General features: G+C 46.6%; 18 protein-coding genes. 10 read left to right on the top strand and 8 right to left on the bottom strand.

All coding sequences use genetic code 11. From position 1 onward, the window contains the following. The first annotated feature begins 4 nt into the window (after positions 1-4). Positions 5-847, top strand: a complete 843-nt coding sequence (locus ICN17_RS04695; RefSeq protein WP_087909450.1) for a SirB1 family protein — start codon at positions 5-7, stop codon at positions 845-847. A 26-nt stretch (positions 848-873) separates the two neighbouring features. On the opposite strand, the gene ICN17_RS04690 is transcribed toward ICN17_RS04695, so the two are convergent. Then, complete coding sequence (locus ICN17_RS04690) at positions 874-1,521, bottom strand: VTT domain-containing protein (protein WP_216236343.1); 648 nt, start codon at positions 1,519-1,521, stop codon at positions 874-876. Between the two features lie 58 nt (positions 1,522-1,579). Between ICN17_RS04690 and miaA the strand changes: the two genes are divergently transcribed. Beyond that, positions 1,580-2,584, top strand: coding sequence for a tRNA (adenosine(37)-N6)-dimethylallyltransferase MiaA (gene miaA / locus ICN17_RS04685; protein WP_216236342.1), 1,005 nt, complete (start codon positions 1,580-1,582; stop codon positions 2,582-2,584). Between the two features lie 13 nt (positions 2,585-2,597). On the opposite strand, the gene purM is transcribed toward miaA, so the two are convergent. Further along, positions 2,598-3,650 carry a phosphoribosylformylglycinamidine cyclo-ligase gene (purM, locus tag ICN17_RS04680; RefSeq protein ID WP_216236341.1) on the bottom strand — a complete coding sequence of 351 codons (1,053 nt, stop codon included), beginning with the start codon at positions 3,648-3,650 and terminating at the stop codon, positions 2,598-2,600. A gap of 72 nt (positions 3,651-3,722) precedes the next feature. Between purM and ICN17_RS04675 the strand changes: the two genes are divergently transcribed. Genes ICN17_RS04675 through panB form a run of 6 tightly spaced genes read left to right on the top strand, consistent with a single transcriptional unit; the run spans position 3,723 to position 8,991 of the window. Continuing rightward, a complete protein-coding gene (locus ICN17_RS04675) occupies positions 3,723-4,712 on the top strand; it encodes an AI-2E family transporter (protein ID WP_216236340.1) in 990 nt (329 codons plus the stop codon). Between the two features lie 10 nt (positions 4,713-4,722). Further along, positions 4,723-5,478, top strand: a complete 756-nt coding sequence (hda, locus tag ICN17_RS04670; RefSeq protein ID WP_216236339.1) for a DnaA regulatory inactivator Hda — start codon at positions 4,723-4,725, stop codon at positions 5,476-5,478. Positions 5,479-5,497: 19 nt separating this feature from the next. Further along, complete coding sequence (locus ICN17_RS04665; RefSeq protein WP_216236338.1) at positions 5,498-6,178, top strand: HAD-IB family hydrolase; 681 nt, start codon at positions 5,498-5,500, stop codon at positions 6,176-6,178. Then, positions 6,175-7,578, top strand: coding sequence for a polynucleotide adenylyltransferase PcnB (gene pcnB, locus ICN17_RS04660; protein ID WP_216236337.1), 1,404 nt, complete (start codon positions 6,175-6,177; stop codon positions 7,576-7,578). The genes ICN17_RS04665 and pcnB overlap by 4 nt, the downstream gene beginning before the upstream one ends. A gap of 52 nt (positions 7,579-7,630) precedes the next feature. After that, on the top strand, positions 7,631-8,158 hold the full coding sequence (gene folK, locus ICN17_RS04655; protein ID WP_216236336.1) for a 2-amino-4-hydroxy-6-hydroxymethyldihydropteridine diphosphokinase: 528 nt from the start codon (positions 7,631-7,633) through the stop codon (positions 8,156-8,158). A gap of 17 nt (positions 8,159-8,175) precedes the next feature. After that, entirely contained in the window at positions 8,176-8,991 is an 816-nt protein-coding gene (panB, locus tag ICN17_RS04650) for a 3-methyl-2-oxobutanoate hydroxymethyltransferase (RefSeq protein ID WP_216236335.1), read from the top strand. A gap of 14 nt (positions 8,992-9,005) precedes the next feature. Here panB and dnaJ read toward each other — a convergent pair whose 3' ends face one another. The 5 genes from dnaJ to hrcA form a co-directional block, all read right to left on the bottom strand. Beyond that, positions 9,006-10,142 (bottom strand): molecular chaperone DnaJ, encoded by a 1,137-nt coding sequence (gene dnaJ, locus ICN17_RS04645; protein WP_216236334.1) that lies wholly within the window; start codon positions 10,140-10,142, stop codon positions 9,006-9,008. Between the two features lie 101 nt (positions 10,143-10,243). Further along, positions 10,244-12,175, bottom strand: a complete 1,932-nt coding sequence (gene dnaK, locus ICN17_RS04640; protein ID WP_216236333.1) for a molecular chaperone DnaK — start codon at positions 12,173-12,175, stop codon at positions 10,244-10,246. A 190-nt stretch (positions 12,176-12,365) separates the two neighbouring features. Beyond that, a complete protein-coding gene (gene grpE, locus ICN17_RS04635) occupies positions 12,366-12,908 on the bottom strand; it encodes a nucleotide exchange factor GrpE (RefSeq protein WP_216236332.1) in 543 nt (180 codons plus the stop codon). Positions 12,909-12,984: 76 nt separating this feature from the next. Next, entirely contained in the window at positions 12,985-14,079 is a 1,095-nt protein-coding gene (gene hemH, locus ICN17_RS04630; protein WP_216236331.1) for a ferrochelatase, read from the bottom strand. Between the two features lie 36 nt (positions 14,080-14,115). Further along, positions 14,116-15,132 carry a heat-inducible transcriptional repressor HrcA gene (gene hrcA / locus ICN17_RS04625; RefSeq protein ID WP_216236330.1) on the bottom strand — a complete coding sequence of 339 codons (1,017 nt, stop codon included), beginning with the start codon at positions 15,130-15,132 and terminating at the stop codon, positions 14,116-14,118. A gap of 37 nt (positions 15,133-15,169) precedes the next feature. Between hrcA and ICN17_RS04620 the strand changes: the two genes are divergently transcribed. Then, complete coding sequence (locus tag ICN17_RS04620; RefSeq protein WP_087910287.1) at positions 15,170-16,075, top strand: NAD kinase; 906 nt, start codon at positions 15,170-15,172, stop codon at positions 16,073-16,075. A gap of 26 nt (positions 16,076-16,101) precedes the next feature. Beyond that, positions 16,102-17,772 (top strand): DNA repair protein RecN, encoded by a 1,671-nt coding sequence (recN, locus tag ICN17_RS04615; protein WP_216236329.1) that lies wholly within the window; start codon positions 16,102-16,104, stop codon positions 17,770-17,772. Positions 17,773-17,775: 3 nt separating this feature from the next. Here recN and glnE read toward each other — a convergent pair whose 3' ends face one another. Then, on the bottom strand, positions 17,776-20,589 hold the full coding sequence (gene glnE / locus ICN17_RS04610) for a bifunctional [glutamate--ammonia ligase]-adenylyl-L-tyrosine phosphorylase/[glutamate--ammonia-ligase] adenylyltransferase (RefSeq protein WP_216236328.1): 2,814 nt from the start codon (positions 20,587-20,589) through the stop codon (positions 17,776-17,778). Positions 20,590-20,627: the final 38 nt, after the last annotated feature.

Below are 20,627 nucleotides of genomic sequence, written 5' to 3'. Positions count from 1 at the left end.
AACTATGCCAACACAACAACTCGACTATTTCACCTCTTTAGTTGCTGAAGATGAACATTTTCCGCTGACGGAAGCGGCAATCGCCGTGGCGCAACATGCATATCCAGATTTAGATGTTCAAGGAGTACTAGATCAACTAGATCAACTCGGCAATAAGTTAAAGTCGCGAATCACTCCAGACACATCACCGATTCAGCGCCTGCAAATTCTGAAGCACTTTTTTTATACCGAGTTAGGCTTTGGCCCTAACCCGAACGATTTCTATGCGCCTGAAAATTCTTATTTGCATTATGTGCTTGAGAATCGTAGAGGCATTCCGATTTCACTAGCTATTCTCATGATTGAATTGGGAAATCAAATTGGTTTAAAGATTCGTGGCGTTTCATTTCCAAACCATTTCATGATGCGCATCTCTTTGCAACAAGGCGAGGTCATCATGGATCCACTGACCGGTGAATCACTCTCTAAAAATCAACTCCAAGAGATGTTAGATCCCTACTTGGATGCCAAGGGCTACCGTGGTGAATTAAGTCTACCCCTCAATGTCTTCCTGCGGGCCTCCAACCCACGTGAAATCTTGTCTCGCTTCCTGCGTAATCTTAAAATGATCTATTCAGAACATGAGCGTTGGGAACGCCTGCTAGGCATTCAAGAGCGTTTAGTGATTCTGCTGCCAGATTCAATCGAAGAAGTTCGTGATCGCGGACTCATCTTTGCCCAACTCGAATATTTACGCCCCGCTTTAGAGGATATGCATCGCTACCTGAGCGAATCACCAGAAGCAGAAGATGCTAGCGATATTCGTGAACATATTGCCACGCTAGAAAGCCAAGCGAAGTTTCATTAAGTCTTCGCCTGAAAGCATAAGCCTGACTATTGCTTTTGTTTGCGCTGAAATATTTTGTAAAGCGCAGCCAAGACAACTGGTATTGCCGCAGCACCAATACCAATCAAAACAATCACATTTAAGTTTTGGCGAATGATCGGAATATTTCCAAAAAAGTATCCAGCAACCACCAGGCCAAAGACCCACAGTAAGGCTCCGGTGATATTGAAAAACTGAAAACGTGAGAAGTTCATCTCGGAGACGCCCGCAATGAACGGTGCAAAGGTGCGAATGATGGGTAAGAAGCGTGCCAAGATAATCGTCTTGCCACCATGCTTCTCATAAAACGCATGGGTCTTTAATAACGCTCGCTGATCAATCCAGCGCGACTGACTACTAAAAATTCTTTGACCAATCCAGCGGCCAATGAAGTAGTTGACAGTATTGCCTGCCACTGCAGCGATAAATAAGCCAATGCATAAGGTCCAGAGATTGAAATGCTCGGTTGCGCAATAAGCCCCGGCAATAAACAAAAGCGAGTCCCCCGGCAAGAATGGTGCAATCACTAGACCAGTTTCAGCAAAGACGATCGCAAACAACAAGCCATAAGCCCAGGGACCATATTGCGCAATCACCACATCTAGATGACGGTCAATGTGTAGAAATAAATCACTGAGTTGTAAAAGGGCATCCATCCACTGGCACTCCAAATATTGGCTTGATGCGGATATTAACAGGCTCTTATAATCAGGCATGCAAACTGAACCCTACATTCAGGATCTGCATGCTCCAGAGACCATTCCAGCACTTTGTATTGTGGGTCCCACTGGTGCAGGCAAAACCCATCTCGCCATGCTGCTTGCTGAGCACGCTCAATCTATCGGCTTAACGATTGAAATCATCAGCATGGACTCTGCATTGGTCTATCGCGGTTTAGATATTGGCAGCGCAAAGCCCACAAAAGCAGAACAAGCCGCAGTAATTCATCATCTCATCGATATTCTTGAACCTACAGAGGTTTATTCAGCAGCACGCTTTGCTAAAGACGCCACTCGTCTTTGCTCAGAAATCCGCAGTAGAGGAAATATTCCTGTAGTGGTTGGTGGCACGATGCTGTATTGGCGTGCCTGGGCACACGGACTCTCCGCTCTTCCAACCGCTAACCCAGAAATTCGTGTACGCCTAGATGAAGAAGGCAAAGCCATTGGTTGGCCAGCAATGCACGCCAAACTTGCGGAAGTAGATCCAGAAACAGCAGCACGCTTAAAGCCCAATGATTCACAACGGGTACAGCGTGCGCTAGAGGTATTTGAGATCACTGGTAAGCCAATGTCTAGCTTACTAGCTGACTCACCCAGTGAAGATGGTAGAGAAGGTTCAAGCATTCCTGCATGGATTCAGTTAGTGTCTCTTGAACCCAGTGATCGCTCAAGATTGCATGCTAACCTAGAAAAACGTTTTGACGAAATGCTCGCCGCGGGATTTATAGAAGAAGTCAAAGCGCTGCGCACCAATTCCAACTTACATGCAGATCTGCCTGCCATTCGTTCGGTAGGCTACCGACAAGCATGGGAATTTCTGAACGGTGAAATTGATCTTGATCAGATGCGCTATAAAGCTCTGGCAGCCACAAGGCAGTTGGGTAAAAGACAATTGACTTGGTTACGCGCAATTGCAGGCAGAAAAACCTTCGACCCCTTCAAGCCAGAAGAACTTGCAGCAGCACTGGACTACTGCAAAAGCACTTTACAAAAATAAAACGTTTGTCACTTTAGATGACGATAGTTTGTGGCGCATCTTTGGGACGATCTACAACCTCGCCGACAGTCCAAGCCTTGAGACCTTGCGCTGTCAATGATTTGATTGCAGTATCCGCTTGGCTTGGAGAGACAATCACGACCATGCCAATACCGCAGTTAAATACGCGGACCATCTCTGCATCAGCAACGCCACCCTTCATTTGCAACCAACGGAAGAGTTCTGGCATTTGCCAGCTATCACGATGCAATACTGCTTGGGTATTTTCTGGAAGAACGCGTGGTACGTTATCCACTAAACCACCGCCAGTAATGTGCGCCATCCCCTTCACATCAATCTCAGTAATGAGCTTCAAGAGTGGTTTCACATAAATCTCAGTTGGAGCCATGACTACATCGCCGAGAGGGCGACCACCTAAATCATCGGTTGGCTTTGCACCTGCACGTTCAATAATTTTGCGGACTAATGAGTAGCCATTGGAGTGGGCACCACTCGAACCAATTGCCAAGACAACATCGCCAGGGATAATCGTATTGCCAGTAATAATTCTCGATTTCTCAACCGCACCAACTGCAAATCCAGCCAAGTCATACTCACCTGGCGGATACATACCAGGCATCTCAGCAGTTTCTCCACCGATGAGTGCACAGCCAGATAACTCACAACCTTTAGCAATACCACCAACCACAGTGGCTGCAGTATCGACAGTAAGCTTGCCGCAAGCAAAGTAATCCAAGAAGAAAAGAGGCTCTGCACCCTGGACCAAAATATCGTTGACGCTCATGGCAACCAAGTCTTGACCAATAGTGTCGTGGCGGTTCCACTCAAAAGCTAAGCGAAGCTTAGTTCCCACACCATCAGTACCCGATACCAAAACAGGCTCTTTATAGCGCTTAGGCACTTCAAAAAGGGCTCCAAAACCACCAATTCCAGCCAAGACACCTTCTCGCATAGTCTTCTTGGCTAGCGGCTTAATGCGATCAACCAAGTCATCCCCAGCGTCAATATCGACGCCAGCATCGCGGTAAGAAAGGCCTTTTGATGGGGAATTAGTAGATGAAGTCATGTCAGAGTCGGAATATTGGTGAAAAATGTCACTTGGTCAGTAGAATCACTGAATTCTAGAGGATTACTTGTAATGGCTGAAATTTTTACCCCTTTTCTGGCTGCTTTTATTCTGGCCTATATCCTAAGGCCCGCTTTTCTATGGCTAGAAGGACGTCGCATACCTGCAATTGCAGCGGCTGGACTCAGCGTCATTCTTGGATTAGGCGTGGTCATAGCGATTTTGGGCCTCTTTATTGGTCTCCTCAAAATCGAAATTCCCCTCATCAAGGAGCAATTGCCCGACTGGATTGCAAATACCCAGGCTTGGCTTGGGCCCAAATTGGCAGAGCTTAATCTGAATGTCGACTGGGGCGCTTTAAAAACAACCGCTTCTCAAAAAATTTCAACGCATATTAGCGACAACGCTGATTCACTCATGACAAGTACTTTTGAAACTGTACTCATGTCTGGTAGCTCGGTCATCGCAGCTTTTGTCAATTCTGTTTTGATTATTTTTGTGATGTTCTATTTGCTGATTGACTGGGATCACTTCTTTGGACTGATCAAAAAAATTGTGCCAGTGCGTGCTCAAGAAACAGTTCATCACCTAGCGATGCATACCGATGGCTTGCTCTCACAATATTTACGTGGAATGGTCATCGTCATTTCTATCATGTCTGCGTTTTACAGCATTGGTCTTAGCTTAATTGGTATTAAAGGGGCAGTAGCGCTCGGTGTATTTACAGCATTAATGATTGTGATTCCTTATATTGGAATTACCCTTGGCTTAACGCTTGCAGTCCTCTCTGCTATTTTACAATTTGGTATCGGTACAGAACTCTTAGCCGTGCTAATCCTCTATGGCATCGGCCAACTCCTCGAAGGTTTTTTCTTAACCCCCCGCCTAGTAGGTGAGCGTATTGGCCTGCACCCCGTTGCGGTGCTATTCGCCTTGCTGCTCTTTGGCAAACTCTTTGGGTTTTTTGGAGTACTACTTGCCTTACCGATTAGCGCTGTCAGCTTGGTATTAGTTCAATATCTTTGGTCTGTGTACACACAGAGCCCCTGGTATCAAAAATAATTTCTCAGGAATGAATACGCCTCCGCTTCCAAGACAATTTGCTTTAGATCTTAGTCACATACCCAAAGCCAGTCTCGATAATTACTTGCCTAGCAATGACAGAGCACTAATTTCTACTTTGCAAACGCTTTGCAACGCTTGGGAAAATCAATCTAGCAATCCAAATAGCAATCCACTCAATCATCGCTGGATTTATTGGTGGGGCCCAGAAGGATCTGGACGAACCCATCTCTTGGGGGCGATGACAAACGCTGCTGAGCATGCAGGAATTGAGTCTTTTTCTCTGAATCCTAGAGAACCCATTTCCTGGGTTCGTCTTGAAGAAAAAATGAGTGTTCTAGTACAAAGTGATGCGCCCTCGGTGATTACTGTTGATGATGTAGATGCATTGGATGAGCGTTTGGTTGGCGCCCTCTTTCGTATTCTGAATGGTGTTCAGGCTAGCAAGAATATTCATATATTGATGGCGGGCAAGGCTGCGCCAGCTAATTTGGACTTACGCGAAGATCTACGGACCCGCCTAGGATGGGGTTTGGTCTTTCAAACACAGCTTTTGGATGATGATGAGAAAATACAAGCTTTAGAGCAAGCTGCTAAAGCACGAGGATTGGTTTTATCACCTGACGTATTGCCTTGGTTGCTCAATCGCTTTTATCGCGATATGCCCAATTTGATGGCCTTGATTGATGCTTTGGATGCGTATTCATTAGAAACAAAACGTGCTGTAACCTTACCTCTCGTTCGCGAGCTCTTACAGCCAAAATAATTTACTTCATATTCAATTTGTGACCCAGTTAGCCCTTTTCGACTTAGACAGCACCCTCCTCCCTTGCGATAGCGATTATGAGTGGGGTCAATTTTTAGCGCGCATCGGCGTAGTCGATGGTGTCGATTACGCCAAAAAAAATGAGCGCTTTTATCAAGACTATAAAGAAGGCAAGCTCGATATTCATGCATTTCTCCGTTTTTCCTTAAAGCCACTTTCGGAACATTCCCGCTCGCAACTCAAGGAATGGCATGACGCTTTCATGAAGGAAGTAATTAATAGCCATCTCCGTCAATCAGCGATTGATTTGGTAAAGCGGCATCAAGATGCTGGGGATATTTGCTGCGTCATCACCGCTACCAATAGCTTTGTTACACGCCCAATCGTGGAAAGCTTTGGCATCGAACACCTGATTGCAACTGAACCCGCTACAGTCGGCGATAGTCCTTTAGCGAACTTCACTGGTGAAGTAAAAGGTATACCGAATTTTCGTGAAGGCAAGATTCAAAACTTACATGAATGGCTGGCAGTCCAAGAACTATCTTTTGATAAGATGCCACGAAGCTATTTCTACTCTGATTCCATCAATGACCTCCCCTTATTAGAAGAGGTTAGCAACCCTGTTGCCACTAATCCAGACGAACGTCTACGCAATGAGGCCAATAAACGCAACTGGCCCATTCTTGAGTTGTTTGCATGATTACTAAATTCATCAACCGTATCTTGCGTCGCGACCCCATGGTCAAGCATACGCAAGCTAATAATTCCGGGGCACCAAAACGCATTCCCAAAAAAGCCCATCGCATTGATCCCCATTTGCTCTCAAAGAATGCCGTCAAAGTCACTGACACTCTTCAGCAAGCTGGCTTTGAAGCCTTTATTGTTGGTGGGGCAGTACGTGATCTTGCACTGGGGATTGGTCCAAAAGATTTTGATGTGGCTACTAATGCCACTCCAGACCAAGTCCAAAGACTATTTCGTAAAGCACGTCTCATTGGCCGACGTTTTCAGATTGTGCATGTCACATTTTTTGGCAAAGGCCACCCTGAAATCATTGAAGTCTCTACCTTTAGAGCCTTACTAGATAATGCTGGCGATCATGTTGCCGAAAGCGGGCGCATATTGCGCGATAACGTGTGGGGCTCACAAGGCGAAGATGCTGCAAGACGAGACTTCACCATCAATGCCATGTATTACGATCCCTCTAGCGAAACTGTGCTGGACTATCACGGTGGCATGGCTGACATGCAAAAGAAAACTTTGCGCATGATTGGCGATCCTGCAAAACGCTATCGTGAAGATCCAGTTCGCATGCTCAGAGCCATCCGCTTTGCTGCTAAAACTGGATTTACCTTAGATGCAGCAACCCGTGCACCGATTGCCAAGCTAAGCAATCTTTTGCAAGACGTCCCATCAGCCAGATTGTTTGATGAAATCCTGAAGTTACTGATGTCAGGATATTCTTGGGCTGCAATTCAAGGCTTAAAAGATGCTGGCCTTCATCATGGTCTACTGCCATTACTCGACCATATTCTCGATAGTGGCGAGGACTCTAAGGATGCGAATGATTTCGTGAAATTAGCATTGGCCAATACCGACCAACGCATTCAATCTGGCAAAAGTGTTTCGGCAGGATTCTTATTCGCCACCCTGCTTTGGCCCGATCTGCTTAAAAATTGGAAAGCGAATATTGCCAAGGGGATATCTAACATCCCCGCACTGCATGACGCCATGGACGATACGATTGCCACCCAAAGTAGTGGGATGACGATTCAGCGTCGTTTTGAAAGTGATATGCGTGAGATCTGGTCAATGCAGCCCCGCTTTGAAAAGCGAGTTGGGCGCTATCCCTATCGTCTAATTGAATCTCCACGCTTTAGGGCGGGTTATGACTTTATGCTCCTGCGCTGCGCAACCGGTGAAAAAGATCCTGCAATTGGGCAATGGTGGACTGACTTCATTACTGCCGATCCAGCTGGTCAAGAAGCCTTAATGGCCAGCGCCAAGGCTGAACTAGGTAGTAGCGCCAGCTCTCCTGCCAAAAGGAGGCGTCGTAGAAAGCCTAAGTCTGACTCATCTCCCGAACCTGAAGCAGGCTAAGCAAACTTAGAGAAATTTCAGTAAAGTAGTTTTATCTCTAGTTTGGAATCGTATGGCACGAGCATTTATCGGATTTGGCGGCAACATTGGCGACACACGCCAGCTCATCACTGACGCCATTGTTTGTCTGGCACTGCGCTCGGAATTACAAATTCTGGCTAAAAGCTGCTTTTATCAAAGCGCACCTATTGACGCCACTGGTGGTGATTACATCAATGCTGTCATCGAAATTGAAACTGAACTCACGCCCTACGGCCTTCTGCATGTCTGCCAAGCAATCGAGCAGGAGTTTGGCAGAGAGCGCCCCTACTCAAACGCACCACGCACGCTTGATCTAGATATCCTATCTTTTGAGGGCGTGATCCAAAATGAAACTGAGCTGATATTGCCTCACCCTAGAATTATTGAACGCTCGTTTGTTCTGCTCCCCCTCCTCGAAATAGCCCCTCATTTCTTTTTGCCAGATCTAGGCGAGCTGAAGACTTATTTACCTAAAGTAGCCCACCAAAGAATTGAGAAACTACCCTGCAGGAACTGTAATTGTGGGGAAAAAGCCGTTTATAGCCAATCGGCGCATTAATTCATTAAACTCTCGCCATGGGTTACTTACAAGGCGATAAGCCAATTTCGATTACTAAACTTCTCGCTATGCATGCTGAGCGAGAGAAAATTACTATGCTGACCGCATATGACTCGACCATGTCAGCGCTACTCAATCGCTGTGGAGTCGAGGTCATTCTGGTTGGTGATTCATTAGGCAATGTGATTCAGGGTCACTCTAGTACGACGCCAGTGACTGTTGAGCAAATGGTCTATCACACCGAGTGTGTGGCACGTGCCAATACCCGTGCATTTTTGATATCTGATCTGCCCTTTGCAAGTTATGGCGATCCAATACAAGCATTAGATTCTGCAGCAGAACTCATGCGCGCTGGTGCCGATATGGTCAAGCTTGAAGGCGGAGACTGGCAAGCAGACATCATTCAATATCTCGTTGAGCGGAGTGTCCCTGTTTGTGCGCACCTTGGCTTGCTTCCACAGTCAGTACATCTTTTAGGCGGCTATAAGGTCCAAGGCAAATCCAAGGATGCTGCAAGTCATATGCTCGAGCAAGCACTTACTTGCCAAGCAGCTGGTGCGCAAATGTTAGTGCTTGAGGCGATTCCCTCTTCACTTGGAGAAAGAATTACTGAAGGGCTCCATATTCCAACCATCGGAATTGGTGCAGGGCCGGATTGCTCTGGTCAGGTATTGGTTCTGCAGGATATGTTGGGCATTAGCCCAGGTAAGCCACCCAAGTTTGTTAAAAACTTTATGGATGGTCACCAGTCGATTGAAGCAGCTATTAAAGCTTATGTTCGCGAAGTCAAATCCGGAAAATTCCCCGGACTTGAACACGGTTTTGCTGGCTGATTTCTCGCCAACTCTTAACTAAAGAAGCTCTTTACTCCATCAAACCAGCCCTTTTGCTGTGGACTGTGTTTATCGCCGCCGGATTTGAGGCTTTCATCAAACTGCTGCAGTAATTTCTTCTGTTCATCAGTCAATTTCACTGGAGTCTCCACTAAAACATGGACGAAAAGATCTCCCACTAAAGTCGAGCGCAATCCTTTAATACCTTTGTTACGTAAACGGAAGGTTTTACCAGTTTGAGTGCCTTCCGGAATCGGAAACTCAACACGACCCGATAAGGTTGGAACTTCGATTTCACCGCCAATGGTTGCAGTTGCAAATGAGATCGGCATTTGCACATGCAAATCACTACCATCACGCTCAAATACTGGGTGCGGCTTAACGCGAACTTCTACGTAGAGGTCGCCTGAAGGTCCGCCATTAATACCAGGCTCGCCATTACCAACTGAGCGAACTCGCATACCATCATCAATACCTGCTGGAATTTTGATTTCCAAAGTTTTTTGTTCTTTGTGCTTTCCGGAACCATGACAGGTTTTGCAAGGCTTCGGAATGTACTCGCCAGTGCCACGGCACTTAGGGCAGGTCTGCTGCATCGAGAAGAAGCCTTGTTGCACACGCACTTGGCCATGGCCATCACAGGTAGAACATTTTTCTGCTTTTGTACCAGGCTCAGCACCAGTACCGTGACAAGGCTTACAGTTACTCCAACTTGGTACACGAATCTGTGTGGTGTAGCCCTCAGCAGCTTGCTCAAGGCTGATATCCATGTTGTAACGCAGATCCGCGCCCTTATAGACCTGTGGACCTGATTGACGTCCACCACCTTGACCAAAAATATCGCCAAAGATATCGCCAAAAGCATCGGCAAATCCGCCGCCGCCGAAGCCACCACCGCCAAAGCCGCCGCCCATTGAGGGATCAACACCAGCATGACCATACTGATCATAAGCTGCACGCTTATTTGGATCGGAGAGTGTTTCGTAAGCTTCTTTAGCTTCTTTAAATTGAGCTTCCGCCGTTTTGCTATCAGGATTGCGATCGGGGTGATGCTTCATGGCCATTTTGCGATAAGCCTTTTTCAGGTCTTCCTCGCTGGCACCTTTTGCTACACCAAGTACTTCATAAAAATCGCGTTTACTTTTCGGCACGGCCAATTCCTCTCAACAACCTGAATGACACAAGTCGGCACGAGGCCGACTTGTTGTTTAAGCACTTCAAAACTACGTTAAATAAATGTCTGGTTAAAGAATTATTTCTTGTCATCAACCTCTTTAAAGTCAGCATCAACTACATCAGCATCTGGAGCAGCTTGTTGCGCGCCACCAGGAGCTGTGCCAGCCGCTGCACCAGCTTTAGCTTGTTCTGCAGCCATCACCTTCTCGCCCAGCTTCTGACTGGCTTTACCCAAAGCTTCAGTCTTCGCTTCAATGACGGCCTTATCGCTGCCTTTGATAGCCTCATCCAACTCTTTAAGAGCTGCCTCAATGGCTTCTTTTTCAGCAGCCTCTAAGCTAGCACCATGCTCTTCCAAAGCCTTCTTAGTAGAGTGCGCCAAAGCATCAGCAGTATTGCGCGCTGTTACCAACTCCAATGCTTTCTTATCTTCAGCAGCATTAGCTTCAGCATCTTTCACCATGCGCTGAATTTCTTCTTCAGTTAAGCCAGAGTTTGCCTTGATGGTGATCTTGTTCTCTTTGCCGGTGGTTTTGTCTTTTGCGGTTACATGCAAAATACCGTTGGCATCGATATCAAAGGTCACTTCAATCTGCGGCATACCACGTTGTGCAGGTGCAATTCCTTCGAGATTAAATTCACCGAGCAACTTGTTTGCAGCAGCCATCTCACGCTCGCCTTGGAAGCACTTGATAGTTACAGCGGGCTGGTTGTCTTCCGCAGTGGAGTAAACCTGTGAATGCTTGGTAGGAATCGTAGTGTTCTTTGGAATCATCTTGGTCATGACGCCACCAAGAGTTTCGATACCCAATGACAATGGGGTAACGTCTAAGAGCAATACGTCTTTGCGATCGCCAGACAATACAGAACCCTGAATTGCAGCACCAACAGCTACTGCCTCATCTGGATTGACGTCTTTGCGTGGCTCTTTGCCAAAGATTTCTTTTACTTTGTCTTGAACCGCAGGCATACGAGTTTGACCACCGACCAAAATCACATCATCGATATCGGCTACGTTTACGCCAGCATCTTTGATTGCAGTTAAGCAAGGGCCAGCTGTACGCTTAATTAACTCCTCTACCAAAGACTCTAACTTGGCACGGGTCAACTTTAAGTTCAAATGCTTCGGACCACTAGCATCAGCCGTCACGTAAGGCAGGTTGATTTCAGTTTGCTGTGCGGATGACAATTCGATCTTGGCTTTTTCAGCAGCGTCTTTCAAACGTTGTAATGCCAAAACGTCTTTACTCAAGTCAACGCCTTGTTCTTTCTTGAACTCAGCGATGATCCAGTCGATGATGCGTTGGTCAAAGTCTTCACCACCCAAGAAGGTATCACCGTTGGTAGAGAGCACTTCAAACTGCTTCTCACCATCCACGTTAGCAATCTCAATAATGGATACGTCGAATGTACCGCCACCCAAGTCATACACGGCGATCTTACGATCTACCTTGTCTTGCTTGTCCAGACCGAAAGCCAAAGCAGCTGCTGTTGGCTCGTTAATAATGCGCTTCACATCTAAGCCAGCAATACGGCCAGCATCTTTAGTGGCTTGACGTTGACTGTCATTAAAATAAGCAGGAACCGTAATGACTGCCTCTGTCACTTCTTCGCCGAGATAGTCTTCGGCAGTCTTTTTCATCTTGCGCAAGATTTCAGCGGAAACTTGCTGTGGTGCCATTTTCTTATCACGTGCTTCAACCCATGCATCACCGTTATCAGCAGCAATAATTGAATAAGGCATGAGGCCAATATCTTTTTGCACTTCAGGATCCGTAAATTTACGGCCCATCAGACGCTTGACTGCGTAGATTGTATTTTTAGGGTTGGTAACTGACTGACGCTTAGCTGGCGCGCCAACTAATACTTCGCCATCCTCAACGTAAGCGATGATGGATGGAGTTGTGCGAGCGCCTTCTGCGTTCTCGACAACTTTAGGTGCATTGTTTTCAACAACCGAAACGCACGAGTTAGTGGTTCCTAAGTCGATTCCGATAATCTTTCCCATAATTACTCCAAAAAATGAAATTACTGTGTTGTGCTTCTAATGTGTTTTTTGGCAACCCGAAGGACTGCCGCAAATATTCCAATACCCAATAAGTGGGGTCTAAAAAGGGGAATTCAAGGGCTGGAATAGCAAAAAAGGCAGAAATCTGCCTTTTTGATGCTTTTTTAGGGATTTAACCCCTATTTTTAGTTTATTTCGGGGCGCTGACTGTGACCAAAGCAGGTCTAAGTACCCGATCTGCCACGGTATAGCCCCGCTGGAGTACAGAAACTACGGTATTGGCCTCCTGCTCAGATGGGACCGAAGCAATCGCCTGATGGTGGTGCGGATCAAACTTATCGCCTACCGCAGGATTAATTTCGGTCATACGACCTTTTTCGAAGGCAGACAAAAGCTGCTTGAGAGTGATTTCCAGCCCTTCTTTAAAGGCCTTGGCATCGCCAGCATCCGTACTTAAAGCTGCATACAAACTATCGGTCACCGGCACTAAATGTTCTGCAAAACTTTCAATCGCAAACTTATGCGCCTTAGCAATATCTTCAACGGCGCGACGGCGAATATTTTCACCTTCTGCTTTGGCCCGTAAAAAATGATCTTGTAATTCGCCAAGCTTTTGATTGAGCTCTGCAATCTCCTCTTCAGGAGTTTTAACAGCGGCAACTTCCGGGGCCGCTTCAGCCGAACCTTCTGCTGCTGGATTTTCTTGTTCTGGGTTTTGATTTTCTTGTGTCATGGATGCTAATTCGCTTTTCTAGATTTTGCTCTACGTAAGACTAGTACTTTTCAATATTGGGGCAATCTATTCAATTTCAAGTATTAGATTTTTCAGCTAAATCAGCTCTCGTAGCACGTTGAGCCAATTCCTCTTTGGACTCGGTGCCCAGATTCCACCCCAGCAAGTGCTGATAGGCTATGTCACCTAGGGCTTCAATCCATTTCGGATTGCTGTTCAAACAAGGGATATAGCGATAATCATTGCCACCATGGTCTAAGAATATTTCTTTGGCTTCCATCGCAATCTCTTCGAGCGTCTCTAGACAGTCTGCCGGAAATCCTGGGCAAAAAATATCAAGGCGCTGGCAACCTTCTTTTGCTAACTTCTCAATGGTTGGTGCGGTATACGGCTTTAACCATTCAGCTTTGCCAAAGCGTGATTGAAAGGTGACGATGTACTGACCTGGCTCGAGACCCAAAGACTCGCCAAGCAGGCGACCCGTTTTCAAACACTCGCAGTGATAGGGATCACCCTTCATCAAATTGCGCTTAGGCAATCCATGGAAAGACATTACAAAGCGATCACCTTTTGCGAAATCTGGATAACCGTCTTTGTCCCAGGCGCTGAGCACCTGATCGCGAAGTGCGAAAATATAGGCTGGATTGTCATGGTAGTACTTCACTGAACGCAGCTCAGGCTGACTTCTCCAGGTCCTCAGAACCCGAAAGACTTCATCAAAACTAGAGGCGGTAGTAGTAGCTGAATATTGGGGATACAAAGGCAGTAGCAGCAAACGCTCCATGCCTTGCTCCTTCAAGCTCTCCAAAGCTTCTTGAGTGGATGGCTTGCCATAGCGCATCGCTAGATCAACCAAAACAGTATGGCCTTCATTGGCAAACTTCTCGCCCAGCTCTTTCGCCTGCAAACGAGAATAGTGCATCAGCGGTGATCCGAGTTGTGGCAACCAAATCGATGCGTATTTTTTTGCTGACTGACTGCTGCGAATTGGCAAAATGATGCCGTTCAAAATAAACCACCAAATAATGCGTGGAATTTCTACGACGCGCGGATCAGAGAGAAACTCTTTTAAATATGCTCTCACTGCTTTTGGCGTTGGCGCAGATGGCGTACCTAAGTTCAGCAGAAGGACTGCAGTCTTGGTGGGTCGTAGATGTGGATTTTGATTCAAAATAGTTTGTCTTTAATAAATGTTAAATACTGGTAATCAATTTTGGGAGCTTAGGGCGCCTGATAGCAACTTGGAAGTGATGTCCACAATTGGAATCACTCTGTCATAAGCCATACGAGTTGGCCCAATCACCCCGAGAGTACCAACAATCTGACCATCTACGCTGTAAGGCGCGCTAATTACTGCTAAATCCTCATAGGGCAATAAATCACTTTCACCGCCAATAAAGATTTGAATACCATCAGCATGGCTTGAGACATCGAGCAATTGCATCAGTACAGATTTTTGCTCCAACATATCAAACATCTTACGCAGCTTATCAAGATTAGAGCTTAAGTCACCGACATTTAGTAAGCGACGTTCACCTGAGAGCACCATATCACCGCGGCCCATATCGTAATCGGCAACACCACTTTGAAGCGCCAAAGCCATCAAACCAGAAATATCTGCTCTTAAGTTATCTAGATCAGACTTAAGATGCAAACGTACTTGCTCAAAACTTTTGCCAGCAAATTGTGTATTGATGTAGTTGCCAGCCTCAATTAACTGGCTTGGCGTGTAATCCTGGCTTGTTGGCAAAATCCGGTTTTGCACATCACCCTCTGGAGTGACCATGATTAATAAGATCTTGCCTTCACCTAATCGCAAAAACTCAATATGTTTAAAAACTTGGGCTCGCTTGGGAGTCATCACCACTCCAGCAAAATGACTTAAGTTAGACAAAATCTGAGCGGCAGAATTTAAAACCCGTTGCGGGGAATCTGGCAAAAGTCCTTTTTCAAGCTCGCGGGTAGCAACTTCTTCTAAGGGTCGAACCGTCACCATAGTGTCTACAAATAGGCGATAGCCTCTCGGGGTCGGAATTCGGCCTGCAGAGGTATGAGGGCTAGTCACTAGGCCCATATCCTCCAAATCCGCCATCACGTTGCGAATAGTAGCGGCAGAGAGGTCTAAACCAGAGAACCTGGATAGGGTGCGCGAGCCAACAGGCTGCCCCTCCTCGATATAACGCTCGATGAGGGTTTTGAGTAAGGCGCGGGAACGTTCATCCATGGTGGAAGGGATTTTATGCCTATGGTTTAATCGTTATATGTTAAGCCCATCCCCAAATTCTTCCAAGAAGGCATTTAGCCGGGTAGCTCTCGTCGGCAAATTGCAGGCAGATGGGGTTGAAGAGCGCTTAAATGACCTAGCCAAACTGGTTTCAGGCCTAGGTTGTGAGGTTTTTATTGAGGCTGATACTGCCGCCCACCTTGGCTTAAATAGCTATCCCACCAAAACAGCCCAAGACTTTGCAGGGGCAATTGACCTAGTAGTAGTTTTGGGCGGTGACGGAACCATGCTGGGTATCGCTCGTCAATTAGCGGGCAGCAACGTTCCGCTCGTCGGAATCAATATGGGTCGCCTAGGCTACATGACGGATATTCCAATTCAGTCTGTAAAAGATACTCTCTCGAAAATCATCGCCGGTGAATACGAGGCTGATACCAGAACATTGTTAGATGCTGTTGTACTTCGTGATGGTAAGGTCATCAATCGTGCCTTGGCACTTAACGATGTTGTCGTAAACCGCTCTGGGATTTCTGGGATGGTGGAGTTAGCAGTACGCGTCAATGGATCTTTTATGTATAACCAAAGATCCGATGGTTTGATTGTCTCGACTCCAACCGGCTCAACTGCTTACGCTCTATCTGCTGGTGGCCCCATTTTGCACCCGCATGTTGCAGGTATTTTGTTGGTACCAATTGCACCCCACTCACTTTCTAATCGGCCGATTGTGTTGCCACAAGATAGCGTTACAGTGATTGAGGTCATTAATGGCCTTGAGGTGATTGTCAATTTTGATATGCAATCGCAAACCAATTTACAGAGTGGCGATACGATCGAAGTCCGTCAATCCGACAAAACAATTGACCTTTTACACCCCAGCAATCACAGCGACTACAAAACTTTGCGTGAGAAATTGCATTGGAATGAATACCCGTCGACTTTCTAATGTCGAGTTCTTTGCTACGCTAATACATGCTTCAAACTATCTCACTTCGTGACTTCGTCATTGTTGATCAACTAGAGCTAGACTTCTCTGCTGGATTCACTGTCCTCACGGGCGAAACTGGTGCTGGCAAATCGATTCTGCTGGATGCGCTTAGCCTAGTTTTAGGAGAGCGCGCTGACAGCAGCCAAATACGGGAAGGCAGCAATCGCGCAGAAATCTCCGCCCTCTTTCGAATTGATCCAAAACTACTTCAATCATTTGGTCAATGGCTAGATGAACAAGGCTTTCCCACTGAAGATAACGGTCAAAGTCTTTTACTTAAAAGAACTGTAGAAAGTAACGGTAGAAGCCGTGCTTTTATTAATGGCAGTGTCGCCACCTTGGCACAACTGCGCGAAGCAGGCGACCAACTCGTAGACATTCATGGGCAACATGCGCACCAACTATTGCTAAAGGGTGGTGCTCAACGAGAATTACTCGATCGTCATGCTGGCTTATTACCCCTAGCCACTGAGGTAGCCCATTCATTCAGAACACTGAATGAATCTCGTCGTCGCCTAGAACAAGCAGAAAATGCAGGGCAAGATATTGAGCGTGAACGTGAGCGCTTAGAGTGGCAACTAGAAGAGCTCACTGAACTATCGCCACAAGAGGGTGAGTGGCTCAGCATTCAAAGTGAACATGCACGACTTGCCAATGGCGCAAAAATTATTGGTGGCTGCCAAGAAGCGATTGAAGCTTTAAGTGACGCTGATAACTCGATTGAATCCAGTCTCTCTAAGGTATGCGGCACTATTGGCACATTAGCCGAACATGATCCAGCTCTCAGTAATATTAGCGAGGCTCTGGAATCTGCCCAAATTCAATTGGATGAAGCCATTCATAGCCTCAATCGATACTTACAAAAAGTAGATCTAGACCCCGCACGACTTGCACAAGTTGAAGAGCGCATGCAAGTTCTTCATGGCGCTGCTAGAAAATACCGTACTGAGGCAGATGGATTACCAGCGCTACTACAAGAGACCGCTGAACGCCTAGATGCCCTGACTGCATCTCAGAATATTGAAGCCTTGCGTGAAAAAGTAAAGCAGGAAGAAGCCGCTTATCTCAAACTTGCAAAACAACTCTCGCAAAAACGCGCAGGGGCCGCAAGCGACCTAGGCAAATTGGTTACGGATGCAATGCAGGATTTATCCATGGCAGGGGGACGCCTGGAGATTGCCTTAACTCCACTAAATGAAGGTGGGTCACACGGCTTAGAGCAAGTTGAATTTTTAGTTGCAGGTCATGCTGGCAGTACGCCACGCTCTTTGGCTAAAGTTGCCTCCGGCGGCGAGCTGGCACGTATCAGTCTGGCAATAAGCGTCATTACTAGCAAAGCATCATTTACACCCACCCTCATATTTGATGAAGTTGATGCGGGGATTGGTGGTGCTGTTGCAGAAACTGTTGGCAAGCTGTTACACCAATTAGGACAATCTCATCAAATCTTGTGCGTCACCCATTTACCTCAAGTTGCAGCACAAGGTAATTACCATCTCAAAGTTAGCAAGTCACAATCAGGCGATAAAACAATCTCGCAAGTACAACCTTTAGGTAGGGTAGAACGTGTCGAAGAGGTCGCTCGCATGTTGGGTGGCGCAACAATCACTGATACCACTCGTCGCCATGCTCGCGAGTTACTAGAACATAACTAGACTTTAAGAACCTCTCTCAGCATCAGAAGGTGCCTGGAAGATTTCTAGCCAGAGTGAGGTCACAGCAGACCTAGCATCACTTAATTCAGACTCGTTATCTAGCTTAATACGGGTTTTTTCTGCCCCATCCAGACGCAGGCGATGTTGACGTGATCTTAATAGGCGATAAGCATTGCCCACTGAGTCAGCAATTTTTTTATCAATCAAACCTACCTCTCCTGCAATGCGGAGTAAGGCAATATTGCCAAGATTACCAATCAGTTGTGAGTGTTGATGTGAGTAAGCCAGAACTAAGAACTGCACGATAAATTCAATATCTACCATGCCGCCAGAGTCGTGCTTGAGGTCGAACTCACCACTTGCATTGGGATGACCTGCATGAACCTTACGACGCATCACCAGAATTTCAATCCGCAGCTGATCAATATTTCGTTGTTGGCTTAATACCTCTGAGCGCACTAGCTCAAAGTTCAAGCCTACGACTATATTACCCGCCGAGCAGCGTGCCCTTGTTAAAGCTTGATGCTCCCAAACCCAAGCAGCATTATCACCTTCACGCATTTGATACTTTTTAAATGCCTCAGCATTGGTTACCAAAAACCCAGCAGAGCCATTCGGGCGAAGCCGAGTATCGATTTCAAATAAACTGCCGGTCGATGTAAACGCAGTTAACCAATTAATCATGCGTTTAGCTAACAGTGCATAGATTTCTTGCGCAGCATAATCAGCCTCATCCGATTGGTACAAAAATACCAAGTCAAGATCAGAAGCATAGCCAAGCTCTTTACCGCCCAACTTACCATACGAAATCACTGCAAATGGCGCAAAGAAATCTTGTGATAAACCAAACTTCTGAGCTACACCAGGCCATACCCGTTCAAATGTAGTCTGCAACATCAGATCGGCTAATGCGGATAAATGATCACTCACCTTTTCAACCGATAGAGGCTCATCAACACCGATACCAAGGTCAGCTAAGAGCGTGATAAATGTCTCGGTATGGTGAGTCACGCGCAAAATATCCATCGCCTGCTCCGAACCATCACCTTCAGCCATGACGTCATCAAGACGCATGTTCAGATTGGCTTTTACTTCTCGCCAATACTCTTCAGGCTGCTCGATCAAAGCCATCTCAGTTCTTGAGTTGAGTAAGTGATCTAATAAATGTGGGTGTCTTGTCAGGTATTGAGCGCCCCATTGAGATGCTTTGAGTAAATCAAGCACATTGAATAGCGCCCTCGGGTATTCAGCCAAGATAGATAAGTAGGCACTGCGTCTTGCAATAGCCTCTAGTAAATCAAAAAATCGCAATAGGGCCTGATCACCGCCATCATGCTGCAAGCTTTCTGCAGTCTTACGCATCAAATTATCAAAGATCAGTCGACTTTTCTCAGGCAGCTGTCTTTGCTTAGGGCTGTCAACCCAGTTACTCCAGCGCGCAAGCGTTTGTGGAAAATATTGCGCATCTGGCTCCCAACTTAAATCTATAGGAGCTAGCTCTAATCGAGAACTGTCATCTAATAAGAACGCTTTTTCAAACAGACGAGCAACATTATTTTGATGACGATCTAAATCCGCCATGAAAGCTTGACTCTGACCTTCCAGGCCACCTTCTGCCATTGATGATGCTAAGCGTGAACGAGCTGACTCATCATCTGGTAGATAGTGGGTTTGTTGATCATCCCAAACTTGAATGCGATGCTCGAGGCGCCTCAAAAAAATATAAGCCGATTGCAAGGCATCGATTTCTTCTGAGGGCAAAATTCCTCGCCGGCCAATCAGACTGAGAACCTCTAAAGTAGCGCGGATCCTAAAGCGAGGGTCGGTTCCTCCTCGCATCAACTGAAACATTTGCGCTAGAAACTCAATCTCTCGAATGCCGCCGCGACCCAACTTAATATCGCGGGAGCGGCCCTGATGTCCGGACGATCGCTTATCAGCCTCATGCTGAATCTGTGCATGCAGATCCCGGATGGATGCGATCACGCCGTAATCCAAATGGCGTCGATATACAAATGGGCGAATGAGTTGATCCAACTCCTTCGCACAATACAGATGCTCAGATGAACCAGGCAACGGTGCAATCAAGCGGCCCTTAATCCAGGCATAACGCTCCCACTCTCGCCCCTGAACTAAAAGATACTCTTCTAGCATCTCTAAGCTGCATACCAATGGCCCTGAGTCACCATTAGGGCGCAAGCGCATATCTACCCGAAAGACAAAACCATTTTCATCATGCTCAGATAAAAGCCTCATTAGATGCTTACCCATACGAGAGAACCATTCGTGGTTTGAGAGGCTCTTGGGTCCGCCTAGAGTTTCACCCTCATGCTCATATAAGAAAATCAAATCGATATCAGACGAGAGGTTCAGCTCGAGGCCCCCTAATTTACCCATGCCAACAACCATCAGAGGCATCTCGGCATCATTGGGCTTGCTCCATGGAAGCCCAAATCGATTTTTTAAATCCTCGCGTATATAAGCAATAGAGTTTGCAACCGCCAACTCAGCAAAATGACTTAGGCCATGAGTAACCTCATCCAAACTTGCCATCCCATTGAGATCCCGAAATGCGATCCAAATCATTAAGCGCTGCCGAGCAAGCCGCAGATTGGCCATAAACTGCGGCTCTTCTAACCCCAACCCCTGCCGAGAGATTCCAGAAGTTTTTAGCAAATCTTGGATGCCCTGCAAATCGACCTTTGTCTGTCCGCAAGACCTCAGCCAGTCAATCCATTCGGGGTGAGCATTGAGCCAGCGCCGCGCATAGGTGGAATGCTGCTCTAGAAAAGCAATTTGTCGAGAAAATTCATCCATTCCCCCATCTTAATCCGTACCCTAATTCTGACGCTAGA

The sequence above is a fragment of the Polynucleobacter sp. 73C-SIWE genome, assembly GCF_018882465.1.
Taxonomy (GTDB): Bacteria; Pseudomonadota; Gammaproteobacteria; order Burkholderiales; family Burkholderiaceae; genus Polynucleobacter.
Note: the sequence above shows the minus strand (reverse complement) of the source record. Positions and strands in the feature narration are given on the sequence as shown.

Coding starts and splice junctions, on each gene's coding strand:
- recN (WP_216236329.1), top strand. CDS start 16,102: ATGCTTCAAACTATCTCACTTCGTGACTTCGTCATTGTTGATCAACTA.
- grpE (WP_216236332.1), bottom strand. CDS start 12,908: ATGACACAAGAAAATCAAAACCCAGAACAAGAAAATCCAGCAGCAGAA.
- hrcA (WP_216236330.1), bottom strand. CDS start 15,132: ATGGATGAACGTTCCCGCGCCTTACTCAAAACCCTCATCGAGCGTTAT.
- folK (WP_216236336.1), top strand. CDS start 7,631: ATGGCACGAGCATTTATCGGATTTGGCGGCAACATTGGCGACACACGC.
- pcnB (WP_216236337.1), top strand. CDS start 6,175: ATGATTACTAAATTCATCAACCGTATCTTGCGTCGCGACCCCATGGTC.
- dnaK (WP_216236333.1), bottom strand. CDS start 12,175: ATGGGAAAGATTATCGGAATCGACTTAGGAACCACTAACTCGTGCGTT.
- ICN17_RS04690 (WP_216236343.1), bottom strand. CDS start 1,521: ATGGATGCCCTTTTACAACTCAGTGATTTATTTCTACACATTGACCGT.
- ICN17_RS04620 (WP_087910287.1), top strand. CDS start 15,170: ATGTTAAGCCCATCCCCAAATTCTTCCAAGAAGGCATTTAGCCGGGTA.
- ICN17_RS04675 (WP_216236340.1), top strand. CDS start 3,723: ATGGCTGAAATTTTTACCCCTTTTCTGGCTGCTTTTATTCTGGCCTAT.
- glnE (WP_216236328.1), bottom strand. CDS start 20,589: ATGGATGAATTTTCTCGACAAATTGCTTTTCTAGAGCAGCATTCCACC.
- hda (WP_216236339.1), top strand. CDS start 4,723: ATGAATACGCCTCCGCTTCCAAGACAATTTGCTTTAGATCTTAGTCAC.
- miaA (WP_216236342.1), top strand. CDS start 1,580: ATGCAAACTGAACCCTACATTCAGGATCTGCATGCTCCAGAGACCATT.
- ICN17_RS04695 (WP_087909450.1), top strand. CDS start 5: ATGCCAACACAACAACTCGACTATTTCACCTCTTTAGTTGCTGAAGAT.
- purM (WP_216236341.1), bottom strand. CDS start 3,650: ATGACTTCATCTACTAATTCCCCATCAAAAGGCCTTTCTTACCGCGAT.
- panB (WP_216236335.1), top strand. CDS start 8,176: ATGGGTTACTTACAAGGCGATAAGCCAATTTCGATTACTAAACTTCTC.